This is a genomic window from Nonomuraea sp. NPDC059023 (assembly GCF_042740095.1).
Lineage (GTDB): Bacteria > Actinomycetota > Actinomycetes > Streptosporangiales > Streptosporangiaceae > Nonomuraea.
In genome coordinates, this window is the sequence record NZ_JBHYIO010000009.1 from 135360 (window position 1) to 154997 (window position 19638).

The 19638-nt window shown below is 70.5% G+C and carries 19 protein-coding genes; 15 read left to right on the plus strand and 4 right to left on the minus strand.

What is annotated here, in order from left to right; translation table 11 throughout:
* Positions 1-12: 12 nt before the first annotated feature.
* From ACFWYW_RS17660 to ACFWYW_RS17675, 4 genes are all read left to right on the plus strand, one after another.
* A complete protein-coding gene (locus tag ACFWYW_RS17660; protein ID WP_379618455.1) occupies positions 13-1467 on the plus strand; it encodes a class I adenylate-forming enzyme family protein in 1455 nt (484 codons plus the stop codon).
* Positions 1451-2629 carry a DUF4437 domain-containing protein gene (locus ACFWYW_RS17665; RefSeq protein ID WP_379618453.1) on the plus strand — a complete coding sequence of 393 codons (1179 nt, stop codon included), beginning with the start codon at positions 1451-1453 and terminating at the stop codon, positions 2627-2629. Before ACFWYW_RS17660 ends, ACFWYW_RS17665 begins: the two co-directional genes overlap by 17 nt.
* Positions 2630-2690: 61 nt before the next feature.
* Positions 2691-3299 carry a bifunctional 4-hydroxy-2-oxoglutarate aldolase/2-dehydro-3-deoxy-phosphogluconate aldolase gene (locus ACFWYW_RS17670; protein ID WP_379618451.1) on the plus strand — a complete coding sequence of 203 codons (609 nt, stop codon included), beginning with the start codon at positions 2691-2693 and terminating at the stop codon, positions 3297-3299.
* A 547-nt stretch (positions 3300-3846) separates the two neighbouring features.
* Positions 3847-4590, plus strand: coding sequence for an SDR family oxidoreductase (locus tag ACFWYW_RS17675; protein WP_379618449.1), 744 nt, complete (start codon positions 3847-3849; stop codon positions 4588-4590).
* Positions 4591-4631: 41 nt separating this feature from the next.
* On the opposite strand, the gene ACFWYW_RS17680 is transcribed toward ACFWYW_RS17675, so the two are convergent.
* From ACFWYW_RS17680 to ACFWYW_RS17690, 3 genes are all read right to left on the minus strand, one after another.
* A complete protein-coding gene (locus tag ACFWYW_RS17680; protein WP_379638820.1) occupies positions 4632-6146 on the minus strand; it encodes a M28 family peptidase in 1515 nt (504 codons plus the stop codon).
* A gap of 81 nt (positions 6147-6227) precedes the next feature.
* Positions 6228-8585, minus strand: coding sequence for an FAD-dependent oxidoreductase (locus ACFWYW_RS17685; protein WP_379618445.1), 2358 nt, complete (start codon positions 8583-8585; stop codon positions 6228-6230).
* A gap of 22 nt (positions 8586-8607) precedes the next feature.
* Positions 8608-9354, minus strand: coding sequence for a GntR family transcriptional regulator (locus tag ACFWYW_RS17690; RefSeq protein WP_379618443.1), 747 nt, complete (start codon positions 9352-9354; stop codon positions 8608-8610).
* 113 nt (positions 9355-9467) lie between these two features.
* Between ACFWYW_RS17690 and ACFWYW_RS17695 the strand changes: the two genes are divergently transcribed.
* Genes ACFWYW_RS17695 through ACFWYW_RS17705 form a run of 3 tightly spaced genes read left to right on the plus strand, consistent with a single transcriptional unit; the run spans position 9468 to position 10676 of the window.
* On the plus strand, positions 9468-10055 hold the full coding sequence (locus ACFWYW_RS17695; protein WP_379618441.1) for a hypothetical protein: 588 nt from the start codon (positions 9468-9470) through the stop codon (positions 10053-10055).
* Between the two features lie 21 nt (positions 10056-10076).
* The gene (locus ACFWYW_RS17700; protein WP_379618439.1) at positions 10077-10424 is read left to right on the plus strand and encodes a YybH family protein; all 348 of its coding nucleotides are present in this window, start codon (positions 10077-10079) and stop codon (positions 10422-10424) included.
* 39 nt (positions 10425-10463) lie between these two features.
* Positions 10464-10676 (plus strand): hypothetical protein, encoded by a 213-nt coding sequence (locus ACFWYW_RS17705; protein WP_379618437.1) that lies wholly within the window; start codon positions 10464-10466, stop codon positions 10674-10676.
* A 61-nt stretch (positions 10677-10737) separates the two neighbouring features.
* On the opposite strand, the gene ACFWYW_RS17710 is transcribed toward ACFWYW_RS17705, so the two are convergent.
* Complete coding sequence (locus tag ACFWYW_RS17710) at positions 10738-11328, minus strand: TetR/AcrR family transcriptional regulator (RefSeq protein WP_379618435.1); 591 nt, start codon at positions 11326-11328, stop codon at positions 10738-10740.
* A gap of 65 nt (positions 11329-11393) precedes the next feature.
* Between ACFWYW_RS17710 and ACFWYW_RS17715 the strand changes: the two genes are divergently transcribed.
* From ACFWYW_RS17715 to ACFWYW_RS17750, 8 genes are all read left to right on the plus strand, one after another.
* On the plus strand, positions 11394-12650 hold the full coding sequence (locus ACFWYW_RS17715) for an FAD-dependent oxidoreductase (RefSeq protein WP_379618433.1): 1257 nt from the start codon (positions 11394-11396) through the stop codon (positions 12648-12650).
* Between the two features lie 43 nt (positions 12651-12693).
* Positions 12694-13254 carry an RNA polymerase sigma factor gene (locus tag ACFWYW_RS17720; RefSeq protein WP_379618431.1) on the plus strand — a complete coding sequence of 187 codons (561 nt, stop codon included), beginning with the start codon at positions 12694-12696 and terminating at the stop codon, positions 13252-13254.
* Positions 13247-14224: a CU044_5270 family protein gene (locus ACFWYW_RS17725; RefSeq protein WP_379618429.1), complete on the plus strand. Its 978-nt coding sequence runs from the start codon at positions 13247-13249 to the stop codon at positions 14222-14224. Before ACFWYW_RS17720 ends, ACFWYW_RS17725 begins: the two co-directional genes overlap by 8 nt.
* Before the next feature lie 44 nt (positions 14225-14268).
* On the plus strand, positions 14269-15399 hold the full coding sequence (locus ACFWYW_RS17730) for an amidohydrolase family protein (RefSeq protein ID WP_379618427.1): 1131 nt from the start codon (positions 14269-14271) through the stop codon (positions 15397-15399).
* 174 nt (positions 15400-15573) lie between these two features.
* On the plus strand, positions 15574-16737 hold the full coding sequence (locus ACFWYW_RS17735) for a low temperature requirement protein A (protein WP_379618426.1): 1164 nt from the start codon (positions 15574-15576) through the stop codon (positions 16735-16737).
* Positions 16738-16815: 78 nt separating this feature from the next.
* A complete protein-coding gene (locus ACFWYW_RS17740; RefSeq protein ID WP_379618424.1) occupies positions 16816-17145 on the plus strand; it encodes a YciI family protein in 330 nt (109 codons plus the stop codon).
* Entirely contained in the window at positions 17145-18350 is a 1206-nt protein-coding gene (locus ACFWYW_RS17745) for an RNA polymerase sigma factor (RefSeq protein WP_379618422.1), read from the plus strand. Before ACFWYW_RS17740 ends, ACFWYW_RS17745 begins: the two co-directional genes overlap by 1 nt.
* A 155-nt stretch (positions 18351-18505) precedes the next feature.
* Entirely contained in the window at positions 18506-19537 is a 1032-nt protein-coding gene (locus ACFWYW_RS17750) for a fatty acid desaturase family protein (RefSeq protein ID WP_379618420.1), read from the plus strand.
* Positions 19538-19638: the final 101 nt, after the last annotated feature.

The following is a 19638-nucleotide window of genomic DNA, read 5'->3' on the forward strand; positions in this document are numbered from 1 at the left end:
ACTATGCGAAACATGCAGCTCTCGATCGCCGGCGGCGTGCGGGAGTTCGCCGCGGCGACGCCTGCCGCCGTCGCGGTGGCCGACGGCGGGCGGGAGCTGACCTTTCGCGCCCTGGACGATCGGTCGAGCAGGCTGGCCAACGCCCTGCTCAAGGCCGGGTTACGCACCGGCGAACGGGTCGCGGTGCTGATGGGGAACCGGCTGGAGTATCCCGAAGTTGCCTGCGGGATCGCCAAGGCCGGGCTGGTCATGGTGCCGATGAATCCCCGGCAGACGGCTGCGGAGAGCGCGTACATCCTCGATCATTCGCAGGCGCGGGCCATCGTGCTCGACGACGCCTTCGCCGGGGCCGTGGACCGGTTGCCGCGTACCGTTCTGTCGCTCGGACCGTCCTACGAGGCTGTGCTGGCCACCTCGCCGGGTACCGACCCGCGGGTCGAGGTGGACGAGCGGGAGCCGTTCTGCGTCGCCTACACCTCGGGCACCACCGGGCGACCCAAGGGCGTGGTCATCAGCCACCGCTCGCGGGCCCTCACCTTCTACGCCGCCGCCCTGGAGTGGGGGCTCGGGCCGGGACGCAGGACCATCGCGGTCGCGCCCATGTACCACGGCGCGGGCTTCGCCTTCGGGTACGCGCCGGTCCACACCGGCGGGACCGTCGCGATGTTACGGGCCTGGGACCCCGGGCGGCTGCTCGCCATGATCGCCGAAACGCGGGCGCAGTCGGTGTTCCTGGTCCCGGCACACGCCCACATGCTGCGCGCGCACGGGCTCGGCGGGCACGACCTGTCCTCGCTGGACACCTTGTTCTTCAACGCCGCCGCGCTGCCGCGCACGCTCAAGGAGTGGGTGCTGGACGCCTTTCCCGGGGTCGGGGTGCACGAGCTCTACGGCTCGACCGAGGCGGGCATCATCAGCGACTGCCGCCCCGCCGACGCCCGGCGCAAGATCGGGTCCGTGGGGACGCCCTGGTTCATGACCGAGGTCAGGATCGTCGAGGGTGAACTGTTCTCGCGCTCGCCGTACCTCATGAACGGTTATCTCGGCGACCCCGGCGCCACCGCGGCGTGCACCACCGCCGACGGCTTCATGACCAGCGGCGACCTCGTCGAGCGCGACGAGGAGGGCTTCCTCTACATCGTCGACCGCAAGAAGGACATCATCATCTCGGGTGGTGTCAACGTCGCTCCGCGCGAGGTCGAGGAGGCGCTGGCCGCCTTCCCCGGCGTGGCCGAGGCCGCCGTCGTCGGGCTGCCGGACGAGCGGTGGGGCGAGCGGGTGACGGCGTTCGTGGTCACGGAGCCGGGCGCGGCGGTCGAGGCGGCGCGCCTCGTCGAGCACTGCCGCCGGCGGCTGTCGGGCGCCAAGCTGCCGCGGCAGATCGAGTTCGTGCCCGCGCTGCCACGGAACGCGGCGGGCAAGATCCTCAAGCGCGAGCTGAAGGAGTGGCATGCGTCCCCACGTTGAAGTGATCCAAGAAGGCGACTACATCTGGCACGCGGCCGAACTCGTCGGCGGCGAGGGGCGGGCGAGCGAGCGGCGCCTGTCCGTGGACGAGGAGGACGGCTCGTCGTCGCTGCGCGTCGACTTCCACACCGGCTGGGGGCGCGGGCCGGGCGTGCATCACGCCGACAGCGAGTTCTACGTGCTCGAAGGCTCGATGACGTACGGCGGGCGGCGCCTCGGCCAGGGCGGCTACGTGTACGCGCCGAAGGGGGTGCCGGTCGAGGCGATCACGTTCGCCGAGGGGACGCGGATCCTCCACTATCGCGAGTACGGCGACGCCGGCTTCGACACCGGTGCCGCGCGCTGGGCGGAGGCCCGGGAGGACGTCATCGTGATCGACTCGGCGGCGATGGAGTGGGACGCGGTGCCGAACCCCGGCCCCATGCCCGGACTTTTCATCAAATACCTCCATGTGGACCCTTTGACGGGCTTCTACACCCGGCTGGTGCACGCGCAGGAGGGCTGGGCCGACCACCGGCTCGCCCACCATCCCTGCTACGAGGAGGCGTACACGCTGCAGGGGCACATGGAGTACAACTTCGGGACGCTCGACCTCGGCACGTACTTCTTCCGGCCCGCCCGGGTGAAACACGGGCACTTCACCTCGATGGAGGGCGGGGCCACGTGGTTGCTGCGGTCGGACGGGGAGTTGTTCAACTGGTACACGCAGAACGAGTGGGTCCGGTGGGGCGGTGAGGCGCTCAACTACGGGCCCGCCGGGCGGTGGTCGCAGTCCACCCACGATCTCGGGGTGGGGCAGCGGGCGCCGGAAGAACTGGCGATGTTGCGGGCGTCACTGGACTACTCACGGCAGACAGGCGGCACGGACGCCGACTACGTCCCGCACGGCCAGGGAACCGACCACAGCCTGCTCGCCATCGCCAAGGCCCGCGACGCCGCCCGCCTCCAGGGCGGCCACACCCACCACGAGGGTGCGGAGGCTCTGGACTGGGGTGCGGATCCGGCCTCGCTGGAGCATCCGGACGAGCGCACGGACGCGGGCGCGCACAACTGGGGCACCGGGCGGGTGTGGAAGCCGGGCGACCCGATCCCGGCGCCGATCATCTCCAGCCTGCCCGTACGCTCCCGCTCCCGAGGCCGCTGGGACGGCGACGGAATGTAGGGGAGCCGTCCGGACCGGGGATGATTGACCGATTCGGTTGAGCGCATGGGTGGAGATGAGCATGTATCGCTGGCAGGTCATGAACAGGATCGCCGAACGCCGCGTCGTCGGCATCGTCCGCGCCATCAACGCCGAGACGGCGGTACAGGCGGCCATCACCACCGTGGACGCCGGCCTGGACGTCGTCGAGGTGTCCCTGACCACGCCCGGCGCCATCGACGCCATCGCCGAGATCGTCCGCTCCCGCCCGGACGCGGTGATCGGCGCCGGCACCGTCCTGGACGAACCGACCGCCCGCCTCGCCGCCCTGGCCGGCGCCCGCTTCCTGGTCTCCCCTTCGTTGCACCGGCAGGTCCTGTCCACCGGTCATCGGTACGGCCTGGCCGTACTGCCTGGCGTGGCGACGGCGACAGAGATCGTGACCGCGTTGGAGTCGGGGGCCGACGCCGTGAAGCTCTTCCCCGCCCGCGCCTCCTCCCCCGACGTCCTGCGCGACCTCCTCCAGGCCCTCCCCCAGGCCCCGGTGGTCCCGACCGGCGGGATCACCGTGGAAAACGCCCCGGCCTGGATCGCCGCCGGCGCGGTGGCCTGCGGGATAGGCAGCGCCATAACCTCCGGCGACACCACCACCGTCAAAACCCTCCTAACCACCCTCAACCCCACCCCATGACCCCACCCCACAACCCCAGTCCCCCAACCCACGCCCACACGCCCACACGCCCACGATGGGGCGACCCCCGCCCCGCTCGCGCCTCCGTGCCCCGTGCCTTTGCGCCCGCCGACGAGGAACCTGCGGCCGACGTCCGAGAGCCGCAGGCCGGAGCCCGACGTTCGGGAGCTGAGGGCCGGAGGCCGGGAGCCGAAGGCCGGGAGCCGAGGGCCCGAGGACCGGAGGCCGGACGCTGGGACCCTCGGGGTCACAAGGTCCCGCGTGGGTCGGTGACGGGAGCCAAAGGCCGGAGCCAGGGCCCCCTCGGGTCGCGGGTCGGGGGCGGTCCGTGGTCGGGGCCGAAAACCGAGGGCCAGAGCCGCAGGGCAAAGGCGAGGGTGTGGCAGGGCGGTCAGGGAAGGTGTGCGCGGCCGGGCGGGGTTCGTGGGCGAGGGGCGCGCGGGGTTTGGGACGGAGGCGAGGTCCGGGGCCGAGAGTGTGGAGTCCGGGAACCGAGGGTCCGGAAGTGGGGTTGTGGGTGTTGGGTGGGTGGCGTGGATGAGGAGAGGTGGGCTGGGTGATGGGTGGGCGGCTTGAGGGGGAGGTGGTGCTGGTTACCGGGGGTGCTCGGGGAATCGGGGCGGCCGTGGTGGAGGTGGCTGCGCGGGAAGGGGCGCGGGTCGGGGTGGTGGATGTGCTGGCGGCTGAGCGGGGCTTTGCCGTACAGGCGGACATCACGTCGGGTGAGCAGGTGAGGTCGGCGGTCGCCGAGATCGCGCACGAGCTGGGGGCGATCTCCGTGCTGGTCAACAATGCGGGGCGCAATGCCTACTACGACCCCGTTGAGATGACCGAGGCCGAGTGGGATGAGGTGTTCGCGATCGATCTGAAGGCCGCGTGGATGATGGCGCAGGCGGTGCTGCCGGGGATGAAGGCGGCGGGGCGTGGGGCGATCGTCAACGTCGCGTCGATACACGCCCGGCTGACCACGCGTGGGATGTTTCCCTATGCGGCGGCCAAGTCCGGGCTCGTCGGGCTGACGCGGAGTCTCGCGCTGGAGGTCGGGCCGCACGGGGTGCGGGTCAACGCGGTCAGCCCCGGCTGGACCGCCACCCGGCTGGTGGAGGAGTACCTGGACAAACACCCGGATCCGGGTGAGCGGGCCAGGGTGGAGGGGCTGCATCCCATGGGGCGGATGGGGTCGCCGCACGAGGTGGCCGAGGTGGTCTGTTTTCTCGCCTCGGACGCGGCCGGCTTCGTCACGGGCGCGGAGTGGGCCGTGGACGGCGGGATGAGCGCTCGGTTTCCCTGACGTCTGGTAGGCCCGGACTCTGGCGAGTCCGGGCCCCAGGACTATCCGGCGGTGGTCACCGCCACCGGCGCTACAGCAGCGGCGCTGTGCTGCGGGATGCCGTTCAGGTTGTACGCGTACCGGGCGGTGGAGTCGGCGATGGCGTCGGCGTCCACGTCCAGGGCGGTCATGTTGATGTTGGAGATGGTGTCGCAGGCCAGGTGGTAGCAGACGTCATAGGCGACGCCCGCCTGCCCGCCGAACAACGCGGCCTCGGCCGGGGTCTTGATGCCCTCGGCCCCGGTGAAGATGCCGCCGGACGGGATGCCGACCGCGATGAACGGTCCGTAGTCGGAACGCCCGTCGAAGTCGGTGCCGACGGTGGCCAGGTTGCGGGACTTGAAGAACTTGTCGAGCTGCTTCTCGATGTGGGCGCTTCCGGGAGGCCCGGCGGGCGAGCCGGTGGCGTCGGAGTCGTCGCCGTCGTAGAGCTTGAAGGCGTAGTTGGGCGAGGCGACCATGTCGAAGTTCAGGTACACCCTTATCCGCTTGCGCTCGGCGGCGCTCAGCCGTTCGACGTACTGGTCGGAGCCGAGCAGCCCGATCTCCTCGCTGGTCCAGAAGGCGAAGCGGACCTTGTTCTTGACCGGGAAGTGCGCGAGCTGCAGCGCGGTCTCCAGGATGGCGGCGCTGCCGGAGCCGTTGTCGTTGATGCCGGGCCCGGCATCGACGCTGTCGAGGTGCGCGCCGACCATGACGACGTTGCGAGGGTCGCCGCCGCGGGTCTCGGCGATGACGTTGTCGCTCTTGCCGAGCGTGAGCGTGGCGTCGACCTTCAGGCGGACGGTGGCGCCGGCGGTGGCGGCCAGTTCGTTGCCGACGGCGAAGTCGGCGAAGACCATGGGCACGCCGCCACGCCACTCGCCGATGTCGAGGGGGTTGGCTTCGGTACGTCCCGGCTGGCCCTCGTTGAACACGATGATGCCGGAGGCGCCGGCCCGGCCGGCGTTGCGGATCTTCTGGGCGAAGGCGCAGGTGCCGCGCTGGATGAGGGCGATCCGGCCGGCGACGAAGCCGTTGAAGTCAGCCGGTTCGCAGCCGCTGGTGGAGGTGGGGGTCGGCGTGGGTGGGAGCGTGAGGTCAACGCCCTGGACCTGCGCGGTCACGTCGCCGGGAGGTGACGGCTGGAACGTGAAGAAGTCCTCGTTGGGCACGTAGGTCTTCTGGCCGGGCGCGGTCAGGTTGAGGGTGGGCGGGCTGTTCTCCACCCAGCCTTCGACGAAGTCGGTCGGCTGGAGGGTGACCTTGTAGCCGGCCTTGCGCAGTTTGCCGGCCACGTAGTCGCGCGATGCCGGGTAACCGGGTGTGCCGGTGGCGCGGGTGCCGCCGTTGGCGGTGGCGATGGCCTGTAGTGCGTCGAGGTGCTTTTTGACATTCGTGCCCTTGACCTTTTTCACCATCACTTTGGCGATGATGTCGTCCAGACCACCCCCGGCTTGGGCCGGGGTGGCCAGGGCCACCGGCAGGGTGATCACCGCGATGATCGCGGTGATCCCTCTGCGCAGGGAGGTACGCATACGGGACTCCTAGGTTTTGTCTGAGAATTTCCCCGATGGTGCGCGTCGCCCTCGGAACGTAACAGGTGATGATCGACCCGCCTAGGCACGGATTGTTACACCTTGAGGGTCGTAAAGAGGCGCGGTGTGATGCCGGACAGGGTGCCGATTTCCCATAATTTCCACCACGAACTCGGAAGATACGGCCACCTGCGCCGGAACGTAGGCACAGAAGATGTTCTCCCCCACCGTGTGTCCAAAACCGGCACTTTTCACAGGAGTCAACCTGCCGTCAGGAAGAATGAGCAGTTCGCCACCGTGCATGACGACGTCACCACTGGCGGTGAACCACGACAGCCGCCGCGCGGGCCCCCGGTCACGGATCGTGCGCAGGGCGGGTCCGGCCAGCAGTTCCGGCTTGTCGGGCCTGGTGTGGACGGCGAGGCCCGCCTCGTAGGGGTTGTCGTCCGCGCCGATGTCGGCCGCCCAGGCCAGGTAGTGCTTCTCCAGCCGCAGCGACCGAAGCGCCCTGGAGCCCACGTCGACCGCGCCGAACCCGGCCCCGACGAGGCGTTCGTAGAGGTCGAGGGCGTACTCGGCGGGCACGTGCAGCTCCCATCCGAGCTCGCCGACGCAGGTGGTGCGCAGCGCGAGCACGGGCGCGTGCGCGACGTCGATGTGCCGCGCGCTCAGGTAGGGGAAGGCCGCGTTGCCGAGGTCGGCGGGACTGAGCGCGCCGAGCAGGTCCCGCGAGCGTGGCCCGCACACATTGACGACCGCGTAGGCCGAACCGACGTCCGTGATCGTCACATCCGGTACGGCATGCCGCCGCAGAAAGCCGGTGTCGTGCTCCCCGAACGCGCTCCCGGTCACCAGGTAGAAGCGATCATCGGCGAGCCGCGTGACGGTGACGTCGGCCTCGATGCCCCCGCGGACGTTGAGCAGCTGGGTGTGGACGACCTTCCCGGCCGGGACGTCCATGTCGGCTCCGGCCAGCTTCTGGAGGAGCGGCAGCGCCCCAGGTCCGGAAATTTCGTACTTCGAGAGTGAGCTCATGTCCACGATGCCGACACCCTCGCGGACCGCCCGGTGCTCGGCCGCCACGTACGGCCACGCCTCCGTCCGCCCGAATCCCGGCGTCTCCGGCGGACCGAAGTAGCCGGGCCGCTCGTACCCGGCCGTGGCCCCATAGTCGGCCCCGCGTTCGAGCAGCCGGTCGTAGAGCGGGCTACGCCGTTGCCCGCGCGCCGCCCGCGCCCGGTGCCCCGGGTAGCCGACGGCGTAGTAGCGGGCGTACGCCTCGACCGCTCTTTCGCGCAGCGCGCCGTACACCGTGTGCGCCCGCCCGAACCGCCGCACGTCGAACGGCCAGAGGTCCATCCCCGGGTCGCCGTCCACGATCCAGTTGGCCATCGCGAGCCCGGCCCCTCCCGAGGCGGCGATGCCGGAGGAGAAGCCGCAGCAGTGGAAGAGGTTGTCGAGCTCGCCGGTGAGCCCCATGATCGGCTCGGCGTCCGGCGAGAACGGGATCGGCCCGTTGATCATCGACTGGACGCCGAGCTCACGCAGGCACGGCACGCGCGCCATCGCCGCCTCCCCCAGCGGCTCGAACCGCTCGAAGTCGGCCGGCAGCAGTTCCGGCCCGAAGTCGCGGGGCACGGGGAACGGCCGGGTGCCGTCCTCCCAGCCGCCGACGGCCAGCGCTGAGGCCTCGGGCTTGATGTAGTAGCGCCCGTCGGGGTCGCGGAACGTCGGCAGGCCGGCGGGGACGTGTTCGGACTTGGCGGTGACCAGGTATTGGTGCTCCAGGGCGCACACCGGCACCGCGGAACCGGCCATCGCCGCGGTCTCGGCGCCCCACATGCCGGTGGCGTTGACCACCACGTCGGCCTCGATCCGGTCCTGCTCGGTGACGACCGCGACGATCCTGCGGCCGCTGCGTTCGAGGGCGGTGACCCGGCAGTTCTGGACGAACCTCACCCCGGCCGCGCGGGCGCGCCGGGCGTAGACGTGGGTGAGCTGGCTCGGGTCCACGTATCCGTCGGAGGGGATCCAGATGGCGCCGGCGATCCCGGCCGGGTCCAGCAGCGGGAAGAGCTCGGCGGCCTCGCGCGGGGAGATCAGGTGCGCGTCGAAGCCGAAGCCCTTGCTCGCGGTGGCGGCGCGCTTGAGTTCCTGCCACCGGTCTTCGGTGGCGGCGACCCTGACGCTGCCGACGCCGTGCCATCCGGCCTCGTCGCCGAAGTCCCGGTAGAGCTCGGCGCCGTGGCGCATCAGCCGGGTGAGGTTGCCGGAGCCGCGCAACTGGCCGACGAGGCCGGCGGCGTGCCAGGTGGTGCCGTGGGTCAGGCCGAGCCGTTCGATCACGATGACGTCGGTCCTGCCGCGCAGGGCCAGATGGTAGGCGATGCCGCAGCCGATCACGCCGCCGCCGATGATCACGATCTCGTGGTGGGTCACGGCGTCAGACGCTAATGGTTGCCTACCTTTCGGACAATCCCCACACCACCATGCGTGTTCTATCGCCGCGATAGACATCCCTGCCGAACTCCACCGGCCGGTCGGCGTCGTCGTAGGCGATCCGCTCGATGTACATCAGCGGGGCGCCCTCCTCGACGTCCAGCGCCGCCGTCTCCTCCGGGCCGGCCAGGATCGGCTCCAGGTACTCCACCGCCCGGACCGGGGTGTGCCCGTAGACCGCTCTGAGCAGCTCGTATATGGAGCCGTCGAGGGGGTGGTCGAGCAGGCCGGGGAACAGGGCCGGCGCGTAGTAGGTGTGCTCCAGGGCGACCGGGCGGTCGTCGGCCAGCCGTACGCGGACGATCTCGTGGACCGGCTCGCCCGGCTCGACGCCGAGGGCGGCGGCGATGGCCGGGCTGGCCGAGCGGCCCCGGGCAGACAGCACCCGGGCCGCGGGCTTCATGTCCTGCTCGCGCAGTTCGTCGGCGAGACCCGAGTAGCGCGACAGGTTGCGCCGCACCTTGGGCTCGGCCACGAACGTGCCCCCACCCCTTCCCACGGTACGCACCACGTGGCCGTGCCGCTGCAGTTCCCGCAGGGCCTGGCGCAGGGTGTCACGGCTGACGCCGATCTCCCTGGCCAGGTCACGTTCGGCCGGCAGCCGGTCGCCGGGGCTGAGCCGGCCCTGGGCGACGGCGGCCACCACGGCGTCGGCGATCTGCATGTAGAGGGCGCCGCCGTCCTCGTCGAGGTCTATCCGCCCGAGCATCCGACCAGGATAGCCAAAGGACCGTACCTTAAGGAGAATCCCCCGTGCGAGGGAGGGGCGAGATCGCTCGCACCGGCGATCATTTCCGGGGCGCGAAATCCCAGGATTGAGGCATGAACCTGCGCACCGCGTACCTCGCCACCCCGCTCCTCGTCCTCGCCTACGGCGTCATCCGCATCCTGGACGGCCTCGACGGCTCACGGGGCCCCGGGATCGCCTGGACGACCGGCCACCTGGCCTTCATCGCCGCCCTCTCCCTCTTTATCCCGATTTTTCTGGACATGAGGCGCAGGCTGGGCGGCGGCGTCCTGCCCACCGTCACCGTCGTCGCCGGGATCGCCGGCATCGCCTGCGCCATGGCCCAGTTCGTCATCGACGTCGTCGTCGGCTTCATGGCCGCCGACAACGCCGGGATGGGCGTGCTGTTCGACCGGGTCCAGGAGGTGCCCGGCGTCGACCTGCTGGTCTACCAGGGCGGGCCGTTCCTCTTCTACATCGCCCAGTTCGTGCTGGTCACCCACCTGGCTGTCGTCAAGCAGGTCAAGTACTGGACCCCCGTGCTGGTCATGCTCGACTTCATGCTGCCCCTGATGAACAAGGACCTCATGCCGCTCGGCGCCCTGTGCCTGCTGGTGTCGTTCATCCCCCTGGCCCGCACCGTCGCCACGCCGGTCCAGGGCCGCCACATCCTCGCGGCCTGAGGCGGTCTACCCTGGTGGGACATGAACCTCGAACAGTGGATCGCCGACTATGTCCGGGCGTGGAACACCAACGACCCGGCCGGCATAGCCGCGCTCTACACCGAGGACGCGTCCTACTACACCGAGCCCCACGCACAGCCATGGCACGGCCGCGACGCGATCGTGGCCGGCTGGCTCGCCAACCAGGACGAGCCCGGCCAGACCTCCTTCACCTGGCAACCGCTGACGGTGACCGGAGACCTGGCGATCGTGCAGGGCACGACGGTGTATCCGGACCGGACGTTCAGCAATCTCTGGGTGATCAGATTCGGCCAGGACGGCCGATGCCGGGAATTCACCGAATGGTGGATGGAACACCACCCCAGATGATGCAATGAGCCTCTGCCGCCACCATGCCGAGGAGCCCCGTTGACTGACAACCTCGACCTCGCCGCCAGTGCCCAGGAACTCGCCGACAACGCGCCCGCCGGTTCGGTGAGCCGCGCGGCGGCCTCGTCCGTGGCCATCACGCTGGCCACGACCCGCGACACGAACCACGCCAGGAACACCCTCGACGGCCTCGCCCCCGCAGAGGTACGGCAGGCCGCCCTGGACCTCTTCGAACGCCTCGTCACCAGATAGCCCCCACCGGTCACCCCGGGAACAGGGGGCTCCCGGGGACCGACGCACCGAAGGCGGAGGATCAGGACCCGAGTCGTCCGACGATCAGTGCGACCTGCTCGGCGTAACGCTCCCCGAACTCCGTGGAGGCCGGGTCGAGCCCGGTGGCCGCCTGGACGAGCTGCGGAAAGGACACCCCCGCGGCCGCCATGGCGAAGCAGGCCACCAGCAACATCCCCGGATCCATGTCCCCGGGAAACTCCCCCTCGCCCTGCCGCCTGCCCAGCTCGGCCACGTCGCGCCGTATGTTCTCGACGAAGGCGGGATCGGCCGGGACCCCCTCGGTGAGCCCCGCCCAGACCATGAGCTTCCCCATCTCGCGATGGGCGGAGTTGGCCCTGGCATACCCGGCGACGAGCGTCGCCAGCGAAGCAGCCTGATCGGCGAACGCGCTCTCCTCCGCCTGCCACCGCCCGGCGAGTTCCTTGTAGAGCCCCTCCTTCCCCCCGAAGTAGTACGAGATCAGCTGCTTGTTGACTCCGGCGCGCGCGGCGATCTCACTCACCCTGGCCCCGGCGAACCCCTTGGCCGCGAACTCCGTCACGGCCGCGTCGAGGATGCGCGCCCTGGTGCGCTCGGGGTCGCGCTGCTTCTCCTCCGGTGCACGTCTCATGCACCGCACACTATCATCCATCCGTTTGGTTGACAGAATCATCCATATGGATGATAGTGAGGATCATGACGACGAAGAAGCACGTGGCGATCATCGGCGGCGGCATCGGCGGGCTCTGCCTGGCCCAAGGGCTGCACAAGGCCGGAGTCCGGGTCACCGTCTACGAACGGGACCACACACCCGCCGCCCGCCTGCAGGGCTACCGGGTGCACATCGACCCGCACGGCGCCCGCGCCCTGCGCGACTGCCTGCCGCCCGAGCTGTGGCGGGCCTTCCTCGACACCACCGGCACCAGCGGCCAGGACTTCGGCTTCCTGACCGAGCGACTCGACGTGCTGGCGCTGATCGAGACGCCCAAGGCCGCCGACCCCGCCGACGACCACCACTCGGTCAGCCGCATCACCCTCCGGCAGGTCCTGCTGGCGGGCCTGGAGGACGTGGTGCGCTTCGGCAAGTCCTACGAGCGCTACGAACGGCTGCCGGACGGCCGGGTCCGCCTGCACTTCGCCGACGGCGACACCGCCGTGGCCGACATCGTGGTCGCGGCCGACGGCGGCAACTCACGGGTGCGCAAGCAGTACCTCCCGCACGCCGAACGCGTCGACACCGGCATCACCACCGTCGCCGGGAAGTTCCCGCTGACCGACGAGACCCGCGGCCTGCTCGCCCGCCGGCTCACCGACGGCCCGAACAACGTCATCCCGCCCCGGGGCATCGGCCTGTTCTGCGCCCCGCACGACCTCGACGGCACCGCCCCCACCGAGGGCATCGGCGCCACCGAGCAGGACGGCGTGCTCATGGACAACGCCGCGAGCTACATCCTGTGGGCCGTCGGCGCCGCCGAAGGCCGCTTCCCCGCCGACGTCGCCGATCTGCCGGGCACGGAGCTCCGGTCCGCGGTCAGCGACATGATCTCCGGCTGGCACCCCGACCTGCGCACCATGGTCGAACGTTCCCACCCCGACACCGTCTCCCTGCTGCCGATCCGCACCTCGATCCCGATCGAGGCCTGGCCGGCGAGCAACATCACCCTGCTCGGCGACGCCATCCACAGCATGACCCCGATGCGCGGCATCGGCGCCAACACCGCGCTGCGCGACGCCCGCCTGCTCTGCCACGCGCTGACCGCCGACGGCGACGAGATCGCCGCCATCGCCGCCTACGAGGAGCAGATGCGCGGGTACGGCTTCGCCGCCGTCCGCGACTCCCTCAGGGCCGCCAAGCAGTTCGTGGGTGACAACCGGCTGGCCAGGACGGGATTCAAGACCTTCCTGCGCACGGTCCAGCGCTTCCCCTCGCTGAAGTCACGCGTATTCTCCTGAGCCCGGAAGGGAAAGCGTTCCCGCACATCGGGTGATACTCAGCATGGCAGCCACTCACGTCGAAAAACCTCCCGAGGCGTCACTCGACGACTTCGACGCGGTCTTCGACACCTACTTCCCCGAGATACACCGCTACGTGGCCCAGCGGCTCGGCCCCGACCACGCCGACGACGTGGTCGCCGAGACCTTCCTGACCGCCTTCCGCAAGCGGGCCCGCTTCGACCCGGGCCGGGCGGCCCTGCGCTCCTGGCTGTACGGCATCGCCACCAACCTGGTCGGCAAGCACCGCCGTACCGAAGTCAGAGCCCTTCGCGCCATGAACCGTCACGGCGCCGCACCCGACTCCCCGGGCCATGAGGAGCGCGTGACCGCCTCGGTCAGCGCCCAGAGCCTGCGGCCCGCGCTCGCGGCGGCCATCGCCGCGCTCGGCAGGGGCGAGCGCGACGTGCTGCTGCTGGTCGCGCTGGCCGGGCTCACCCACCAGGAGGTCGCCGACGCGCTCGGCGTCTCCTACGGCACGGTCGGCTCGCGGCTGAGCCGTGCCCGCACCAAGCTCCGCGCCGTGCTGGGCGGCGCCAACCCGATGGAGGGCGACCATGGATGACCTGACGCGGGTGCGCGAGCTGTACGGCGAGCCGCACTCCGACCCGTTCGCCAAGGCCAGGGTGGCCGCGCGCCTGCGGGCGGGGGCCCGGCGCAAGGTGCCCTGGAAGCTCGGGCTGGCGACGCTCGCGGTCGCCACCGGCGCGGTCGTCGTGGCACCGGGCATGCTGCCCGCCGAACCCGGCCAGGCGCCGACGGTACTGGGACAGCCGGTGCTGCTCGCCGCCGCCGCGCAGGCGGAGAAGGCGCCCGACGGCCGGTTCTGGCACGTCAAGCAGAAGTTCACGATGCGCTGGGCCAAGGAGTACGGCAAGCCGGGCAGCCGCTACCGCCTGGAGGTCACGAACATCTCCGAGACCTGGACCGACAAGAAGGGACAGAGCTGGCACGGCTCCGTCATGCTGCCCGTCCGGCCGACGAATGAGGCGGCGTGGAAGGAGAACGGCTCCCCGACCTCGTGGGGCTTCCCGAAGCCGGGCGAGCCCAGGCTGGTGAAGGGCAAGGGCCCGCGGACGTTCTACGTGGCGAGCGGCGAGGCGACCTATGCCGAGCTGGAGAAGATTCCCACCGACCCGGAGCAGCTCACCGCGTGGGTGAACAAGCGTTTCCTCGCCTACGCCGGCCGGCCACCCACGAACAGCACCCGCGTCGAGTCCGGCACCACCGCGTCCATGCTGGTGTCGCTGCTGTACGAGGTCCCGGTCTCGCCGGACGTCCGCGCCGCCGCCTACCGTGCGCTGGCCGACATGCCCGAGGTGAAGATCGTGGAAGGCGTCGATAGCCAGGGGACCGCGATCGACTTCCTCTTGCAGGAAGGCCAGCCCACCCAGGTCCGGGTGATCATCGACCCGGAGACCTCCATGGTGAAGTCGCACCAGGTCATCGGCATGCCGGGCAAGGGCGACCGGATCGAGACCGTGCTCGCCTCCGGCTGGACCGACGAGAAGCCGGCGCCGCCGACGGTTGAGTAAGGGGTACTCAGGTCAGGCGGCGTGCGCGGTGCCATGGTGAAGGCATGTTCACCATGCGGGCACGCCGCCTGTTCGACGGCCAGGACCTGTACGAAGACCGGGTGGTCACCATCCACGACGGCCGGATCGCCGCGGTCTCCGGCCCCGGGCCCGCCGACCAGGACCTCGGCACGGCCACGCTGCTGCCCGGGTTGATCGACTGCCACGTCCACCTGGCCTTCGACGCCAGCGAGGACCCCGTCGCGCACCTCGACCGGCCGGACCTGGCCGCCCGCATGCGCCAGGCCGCCCATCAGCACCTGGCCGCCGGCGTCACGACCGTGCGCGACCTCGGCGACCGCGACTACCTGGCGCTCGGCCTCGGCCTGACCACCACGGAAGGCCCGGAGATCCTGGCCTCCGGCCCGCCCATCACCACCTCGGGCGGCCACTGCTGGTGGCTCGGCGGCCAGGCCGACGGCGAGGCGGCGGTCCGCGCCGCCGTACGCGAGCGGGCCGCGCGCGGCGCCCACGTGATCAAGGTGATGGTCACCGGCGGCCAGATGACCGAGGGCTCGGCACCCCACCTCATGCAGTACGGCCCGGCCGAGCTGAAAGCCGCCGTGGACGAGGCGCACGCCGCCGGCCTGCCCGTCGCCGCCCACGCCCACAGCCCGGAGGGCATCGCCGAGGCGCTGCGGGCCGGGTTCGACACGATCGAGCACTGCGGCTTCTGGACCGAGGACGGCGTCGAGCCCGATCCGCGCATCATCGCCGCGCTGGCCGACTCGCCGGTCGTGGTCTCGCTGACCGCGGGCATCGTGCCGGTGCCCGGCATGGCACCGCCGCCCGAGATCATGGCCCGCCTGCCGAAGATGATCGAGGTGCTCAGGACCCTGTACGCGGCCGGGGTGGCGTTCGTGATCGGCAGCGACGCGGGCATCGCCCCGATCAAGCCGCACGGGCTGCTGCCGCACGGCGTGCAGATGCTCGTCGACGCCGGGTACGCGCCTCTGGACGTGCTGCGCGCCGTCACCTCGGTGGCGGCCGGCGTCTGCCGCGTCGGCCCCAGGAAGGGTCGGATCGCGCCCGGATTCGACGCCGATCTGCTGGTCGTGGCGGGCGACCCGCTGGCCGACGTCACCACGCTCTGCCGCCCGCTGGCCGTCTACCGCATGGGGCAGAAGGTCGCCTGATCGCTGAAGTGGGCGGGTGCGGATCGCGATGCTCGGGCCGCTGCTGGTGTCCGGGGCCGATCAGTACGTTTCTCATGCCGGACACGCTCCCGCGGCCCTCTGTCATGGCCCTGTCAGCCGCTGTCACTATGGTGTCCGCATGTTGCCGCTGTTCACCGCTGTGGAAGGCCCGTGATGAGAGCCATCAGAAACCACGGCGCGGAGGGCCCCAGGGTCGCCCCCTTCGAGCTCTTCTTCGACCTCGTCTTCGTCTTCGCCGTCACCCAGCTGTCGCATCTGCTGCTGGCCCACCTGACCGTCGGCGGCGCCGCGCAGGCGCTGTTCCTGACGCTGGCCGTGTGGTGGGCGTGGATGTACACGACGTGGACCACCAACTACTGCGACCCCAACCATCCGGTCATCCGCATCATGCTCGGCGGCCTCATGCTGGCCAGCCTGATCATGGCCGCGTCGGTGCCCGAGGCGTTCGGGGACCGGGCGATGTGGTTCGCGCTGGCCTACGTGGCGATCCAGGTCGGCAGGACTGCCGTGGTCATCTGGGCCACCGCGGGCGCCGACCTGCAGAAGGTCTTCATCGGGGTCGGCTTCTGGTTCCTGATCTCCGCGGCGTTCTGGATCACCGGCGCCTGGCTGGGCGGTTCCCTCCAGGTGGTGCTGTGGATCATCGCGCTGCTGCTCGACTACGGCGCGCCGATGATCGGCTTCCCCACGCCGGTCATCGGCCGCACGTCCACCCACGACTGGCAGATCAACGGCGCGCACATGGCCGAGCGGTGCCAGCTGTTCATCATCATCGCCCTCGGCGAGTCGATCCTGGTCACCGGCGCCACGCTGGCCGGGGCCAAACCGGACGCGCTGACGCTGGCGGCGTTCACGATCTGCCTGCTGGGCAGCGTCGCCATGTGGTGGGTGTACTTCGACCTGACCGCCGACCTGGCCGCGGAACGCATCGAGTCCTCCGACGATCCGGGCAGGCTGGGCCGGTCCGCGTACACCTACGCGCACATCCCGATGGTGCTCGGGATCATCGTCTCGGCCGTCGGCGACGAACTGGTCATCGCCCATCCCGGCGGCCGGGCCGAGGTGGCGACCGTGCTGATGGCGCTGGGCGGGCCCGCCCTCTACCTCGCCGGTCACACCTGGTTCAAGTACATCGTCTTCGGGACGCCCTCGGTGCCCCGCCTGGCCGCGATCGGCGCGCTGTGCGTCTTCGCCGTGCTGGCGATCCTGGTGCCCGTCGTGCCGCCGCTGCTCCTGAGCACCGGGTCCCTGGTGATCCTGATCGTGGTCGCCATCTGGGACACCCGCCACTACCGCAGGCTCCAGATGACGGCGTGAGAAAAATCTTCAAGCCCGCTGTCCGGTACGGCTACCGCCGCTCGTCACCATGGTGAAGTCACACCAAGGAGGCCAAAGATGAAGTACATGATGTTCGTCTGCAGCGACACCGAGCCCGACACCGACACCACCCCCGAGCCCGACATCGAGGTGTGGGTGGCGGAGAACGACGCGGCCGGACGGCGCCTGGACGGCTCCGCTTTCGCGCCTCCGGCCAGCGCGACCACCGTGCGGGTGCGCGACGGGCAGCTGATCGTCTCCGACGGGCCGTTCGCGGAGACCAAGGAGGTCATCGTCGGGTTCGACCTGCTGGAGTGCGCCGATCTGGACGAGGCGATCGAGGTCGCCCGCGCCCACCCGATGGCACGCAACGGCCGCCTTGAGCTCCGGCCGCTGATCGACCTCTGATGGACGCCGCCGCCCGCGCCGCTTCCGAGGCCGCCGTCGAGGCGTACCCGCGGATCGTCGCGGCGCTCATCCGGATCACCGGCGACTGGACCCTGGCCGAGGACAGTGCGCAGGAGGCGCTGGCCGTGGCGTTGGGGCGCTGGCCCAGTGAGGGCGTACCGGACAATCCCGGCGGCTGGCTGATGACGGTGGCCCGCAACCGCGCGCTCGACGTGCTGCGGCGGGCCACCGTCGAACGCCGCAAGCTGAGGGAACTGGCGGTGCTCGCCCTGACCGCCGCCACCGAGGAAGAGCCTCAGGAGGAGGTCGTGGACGACCGGTTGCGGCTGATCTTCACCTGCTGTCATCCGGCGCTGGCGCTGGAGGCACGGGTGGCGCTGACGCTGCGGACGATCTGCGCGGTGCCGACGGGTGACATCGCGCGCGCCTTCCTGGTCAGCGAGTCGACGATGACCAGGCGGCTGACCAGGGCGAAGACCAAGATCTCAGAGGCGGGCATCCCCTATCGGGTGCCTGAAGGGGCGGCGCTGGGCGAGCGGCTGCCGGGGGTGCTCGCGGTGCTGTACCTGCTGTTCACGCAGGGGTACAACGCCGACGGGGAGCCGGCCTTCGCCGAGGAGGCGATCCGGCTGGCCCGGCTGCTGACCGGCCTGATGCCAGAACAGCCGGAGGCGGCGGGGCTGCTCGCGCTGTTCCTCCTGCAGCACTCGCGGCGCGAGGTCCGCCGGGACCAGGAAGGCCGCCTCGTCCCCCTCGACCGGCAGGACCGCACCCGCTGGGACCACCTCGCGATCCACGAGGCCACCGACATCCTGTCCAGGCTCGGCCACCCTGGCCCCTACACGTTGCAGGCCAGGATCGCCGCCTGCCACGCCACGGCCCCGACCCTCGAAGCGACCGACTGGCCGATGATCGCCGGCTGCTACGACGATCTGGTACGGCTGCAGCCGAGCCCGGTCATCGAGCTGAACCGGGCGGTGGCGCACGGGTACGCCTTCGGGCCGGAGGCGGGCCTGGCCCTGCTGGCCGAACTGCGGTCGGGTGGGGCGCTGGGCGACTACCCGCTGCTGGTGGCGGCCGAGGCCGACCTGACGGCCCGCGCGGGTGACCGGGAGCGCGCGGCCGTACTGTTCCGGCAGGCCGCGGAGAGCACGCACAGCGAGTCGGAACGCCTCGCCCTCCTGGCCCGCGCCGCCGACCTCTGACCCCGCCCCGTTCATGATTCAACCGGTGGATTCCACCTGACACGCCCGGGAAACGTACGGGCGCCAACGCGCGTGGATCAGTTCTCTAGCTGCGGAAAGACGGTCCGACCGGCGATGATCTTCCCTATGTGCCGCGAATAGGCCACTGTTGGGGCGTGACTACAGAGATCAGAGGAAGCGACTTCGCGCGCTTGGCTCGCAAGATCACGGAAGCCGGTCTGCTCGACCGTCGGCTCGTGTACTACGCCGTACGGGGCAGCCTGGTGGGCCTCGCCTTTTTCGGTGGGTGGGCCCTGTTCGTGTGGGTCGGCGACTCATGGTGGCAGATGGGAGTAGCCGTCCTGCTCGCGCTGGTCTTCACCCAGATCGGGTTCCTGGCCCATGACCTGGGGCACCGGCAGGTGTTCAGGACCAGGAGGCCCAGCGAGATCGCCGGACGGCTGATCGGCAACCTCGGCGTCGGCCTCGGCTGGGCGTGGTGGACCGACAAGCACAACCGGCACCACGCCAACCCCAACCACGAGGACCACGATCCCGACGTCTCGCCCGCGGTGATCGTCTGGTCGACGGAGCAGGTGGAACGCAGCCGCGGCTTGCCCCGTTTTATCGCGAAGTATCAGGCCTTCTGGTTCTTTCCGCTGCTCACGCTGGAGGCCTGGCACCTCCACATCGCCAGCTTCAAGGCGCTGACCAAGCCCGGCATGCGCAACCGCGCCCTGGAGCTGACACTGCTGCTGGCCCACTGCGCCTGGTACCTCGGCCTGATCTTCACCATCCTGCCGGTCGGCAAGGCCCTGCTCTTCCTCGTGATCCACCAGGGCGTCTTCGGCATCTACCTGGGCTGCACCTTCGCCCCCAACCACAAGGGCATGCCGATCCTGACCAGCGACGACAAGCTCGACTTCCTGCGCAAGCAGGTACTGACCTCCCGCAACGTCCACGGCGGCTGGTTCACCGACATCGCGACCGGCCAGCTCAACTACCAGATCGAGCACCACCTCTTCCCGAACATGCCGGCGGTCAACCTGCGGCGCGCCCAGCCCATCGTCGAGCGCTACTGCGCCGAGATCGGCGTCGACTACCTGACGACCGGCCTCATCGAGTCCTACGGCCAGGCCCTCAGCCACCTGCACGAGGTCGGCGCCGCCCTCCGCAAGCCCCACGCCGAGGCCACCGTCCACCCGTGACCCCGAGCCCCTGAAGTCGGCCCGCCTCAGCCTCGCCACAAGCGGGCCAACCCCCAGCCCCACCCAGTCGCACCCTCCCCTGCCCTGACCTGGCCCCACTC

Bases quoted from the DNA above. Each gene is read 5' to 3' on its own strand.
- ACFWYW_RS17730 (WP_379618427.1), top strand. From the start codon at position 14,269: ATGTTCACCATGCGGGCACGCCGCCTGTTCGACGGCCAGGACCTGTAC.
- ACFWYW_RS17740 (WP_379618424.1), top strand. From the start codon at position 16,816: ATGAAGTACATGATGTTCGTCTGCAGCGACACCGAGCCCGACACCGAC.
- ACFWYW_RS17660 (WP_379618455.1), top strand. From the start codon at position 13: ATGCAGCTCTCGATCGCCGGCGGCGTGCGGGAGTTCGCCGCGGCGACG.
- ACFWYW_RS17710 (WP_379618435.1), bottom strand. From the start codon at position 11,328: ATGAGACGTGCACCGGAGGAGAAGCAGCGCGACCCCGAGCGCACCAGG.
- ACFWYW_RS17700 (WP_379618439.1), top strand. From the start codon at position 10,077: ATGAACCTCGAACAGTGGATCGCCGACTATGTCCGGGCGTGGAACACC.
- ACFWYW_RS17670 (WP_379618451.1), top strand. From the start codon at position 2,691: ATGTATCGCTGGCAGGTCATGAACAGGATCGCCGAACGCCGCGTCGTC.
- ACFWYW_RS17695 (WP_379618441.1), top strand. From the start codon at position 9,468: ATGAACCTGCGCACCGCGTACCTCGCCACCCCGCTCCTCGTCCTCGCC.
- ACFWYW_RS17735 (WP_379618426.1), top strand. From the start codon at position 15,574: ATGAGAGCCATCAGAAACCACGGCGCGGAGGGCCCCAGGGTCGCCCCC.
- ACFWYW_RS17690 (WP_379618443.1), bottom strand. From the start codon at position 9,354: ATGCTCGGGCGGATAGACCTCGACGAGGACGGCGGCGCCCTCTACATG.
- ACFWYW_RS17725 (WP_379618429.1), top strand. From the start codon at position 13,247: ATGGATGACCTGACGCGGGTGCGCGAGCTGTACGGCGAGCCGCACTCC.
- ACFWYW_RS17665 (WP_379618453.1), top strand. From the start codon at position 1,451: ATGCGTCCCCACGTTGAAGTGATCCAAGAAGGCGACTACATCTGGCAC.
- ACFWYW_RS17680 (WP_379638820.1), bottom strand. From the start codon at position 6,146: ATGCGTACCTCCCTGCGCAGAGGGATCACCGCGATCATCGCGGTGATC.
- ACFWYW_RS17745 (WP_379618422.1), top strand. From the start codon at position 17,145: ATGGACGCCGCCGCCCGCGCCGCTTCCGAGGCCGCCGTCGAGGCGTAC.
- ACFWYW_RS17715 (WP_379618433.1), top strand. From the start codon at position 11,394: ATGACGACGAAGAAGCACGTGGCGATCATCGGCGGCGGCATCGGCGGG.
- ACFWYW_RS17720 (WP_379618431.1), top strand. From the start codon at position 12,694: ATGGCAGCCACTCACGTCGAAAAACCTCCCGAGGCGTCACTCGACGAC.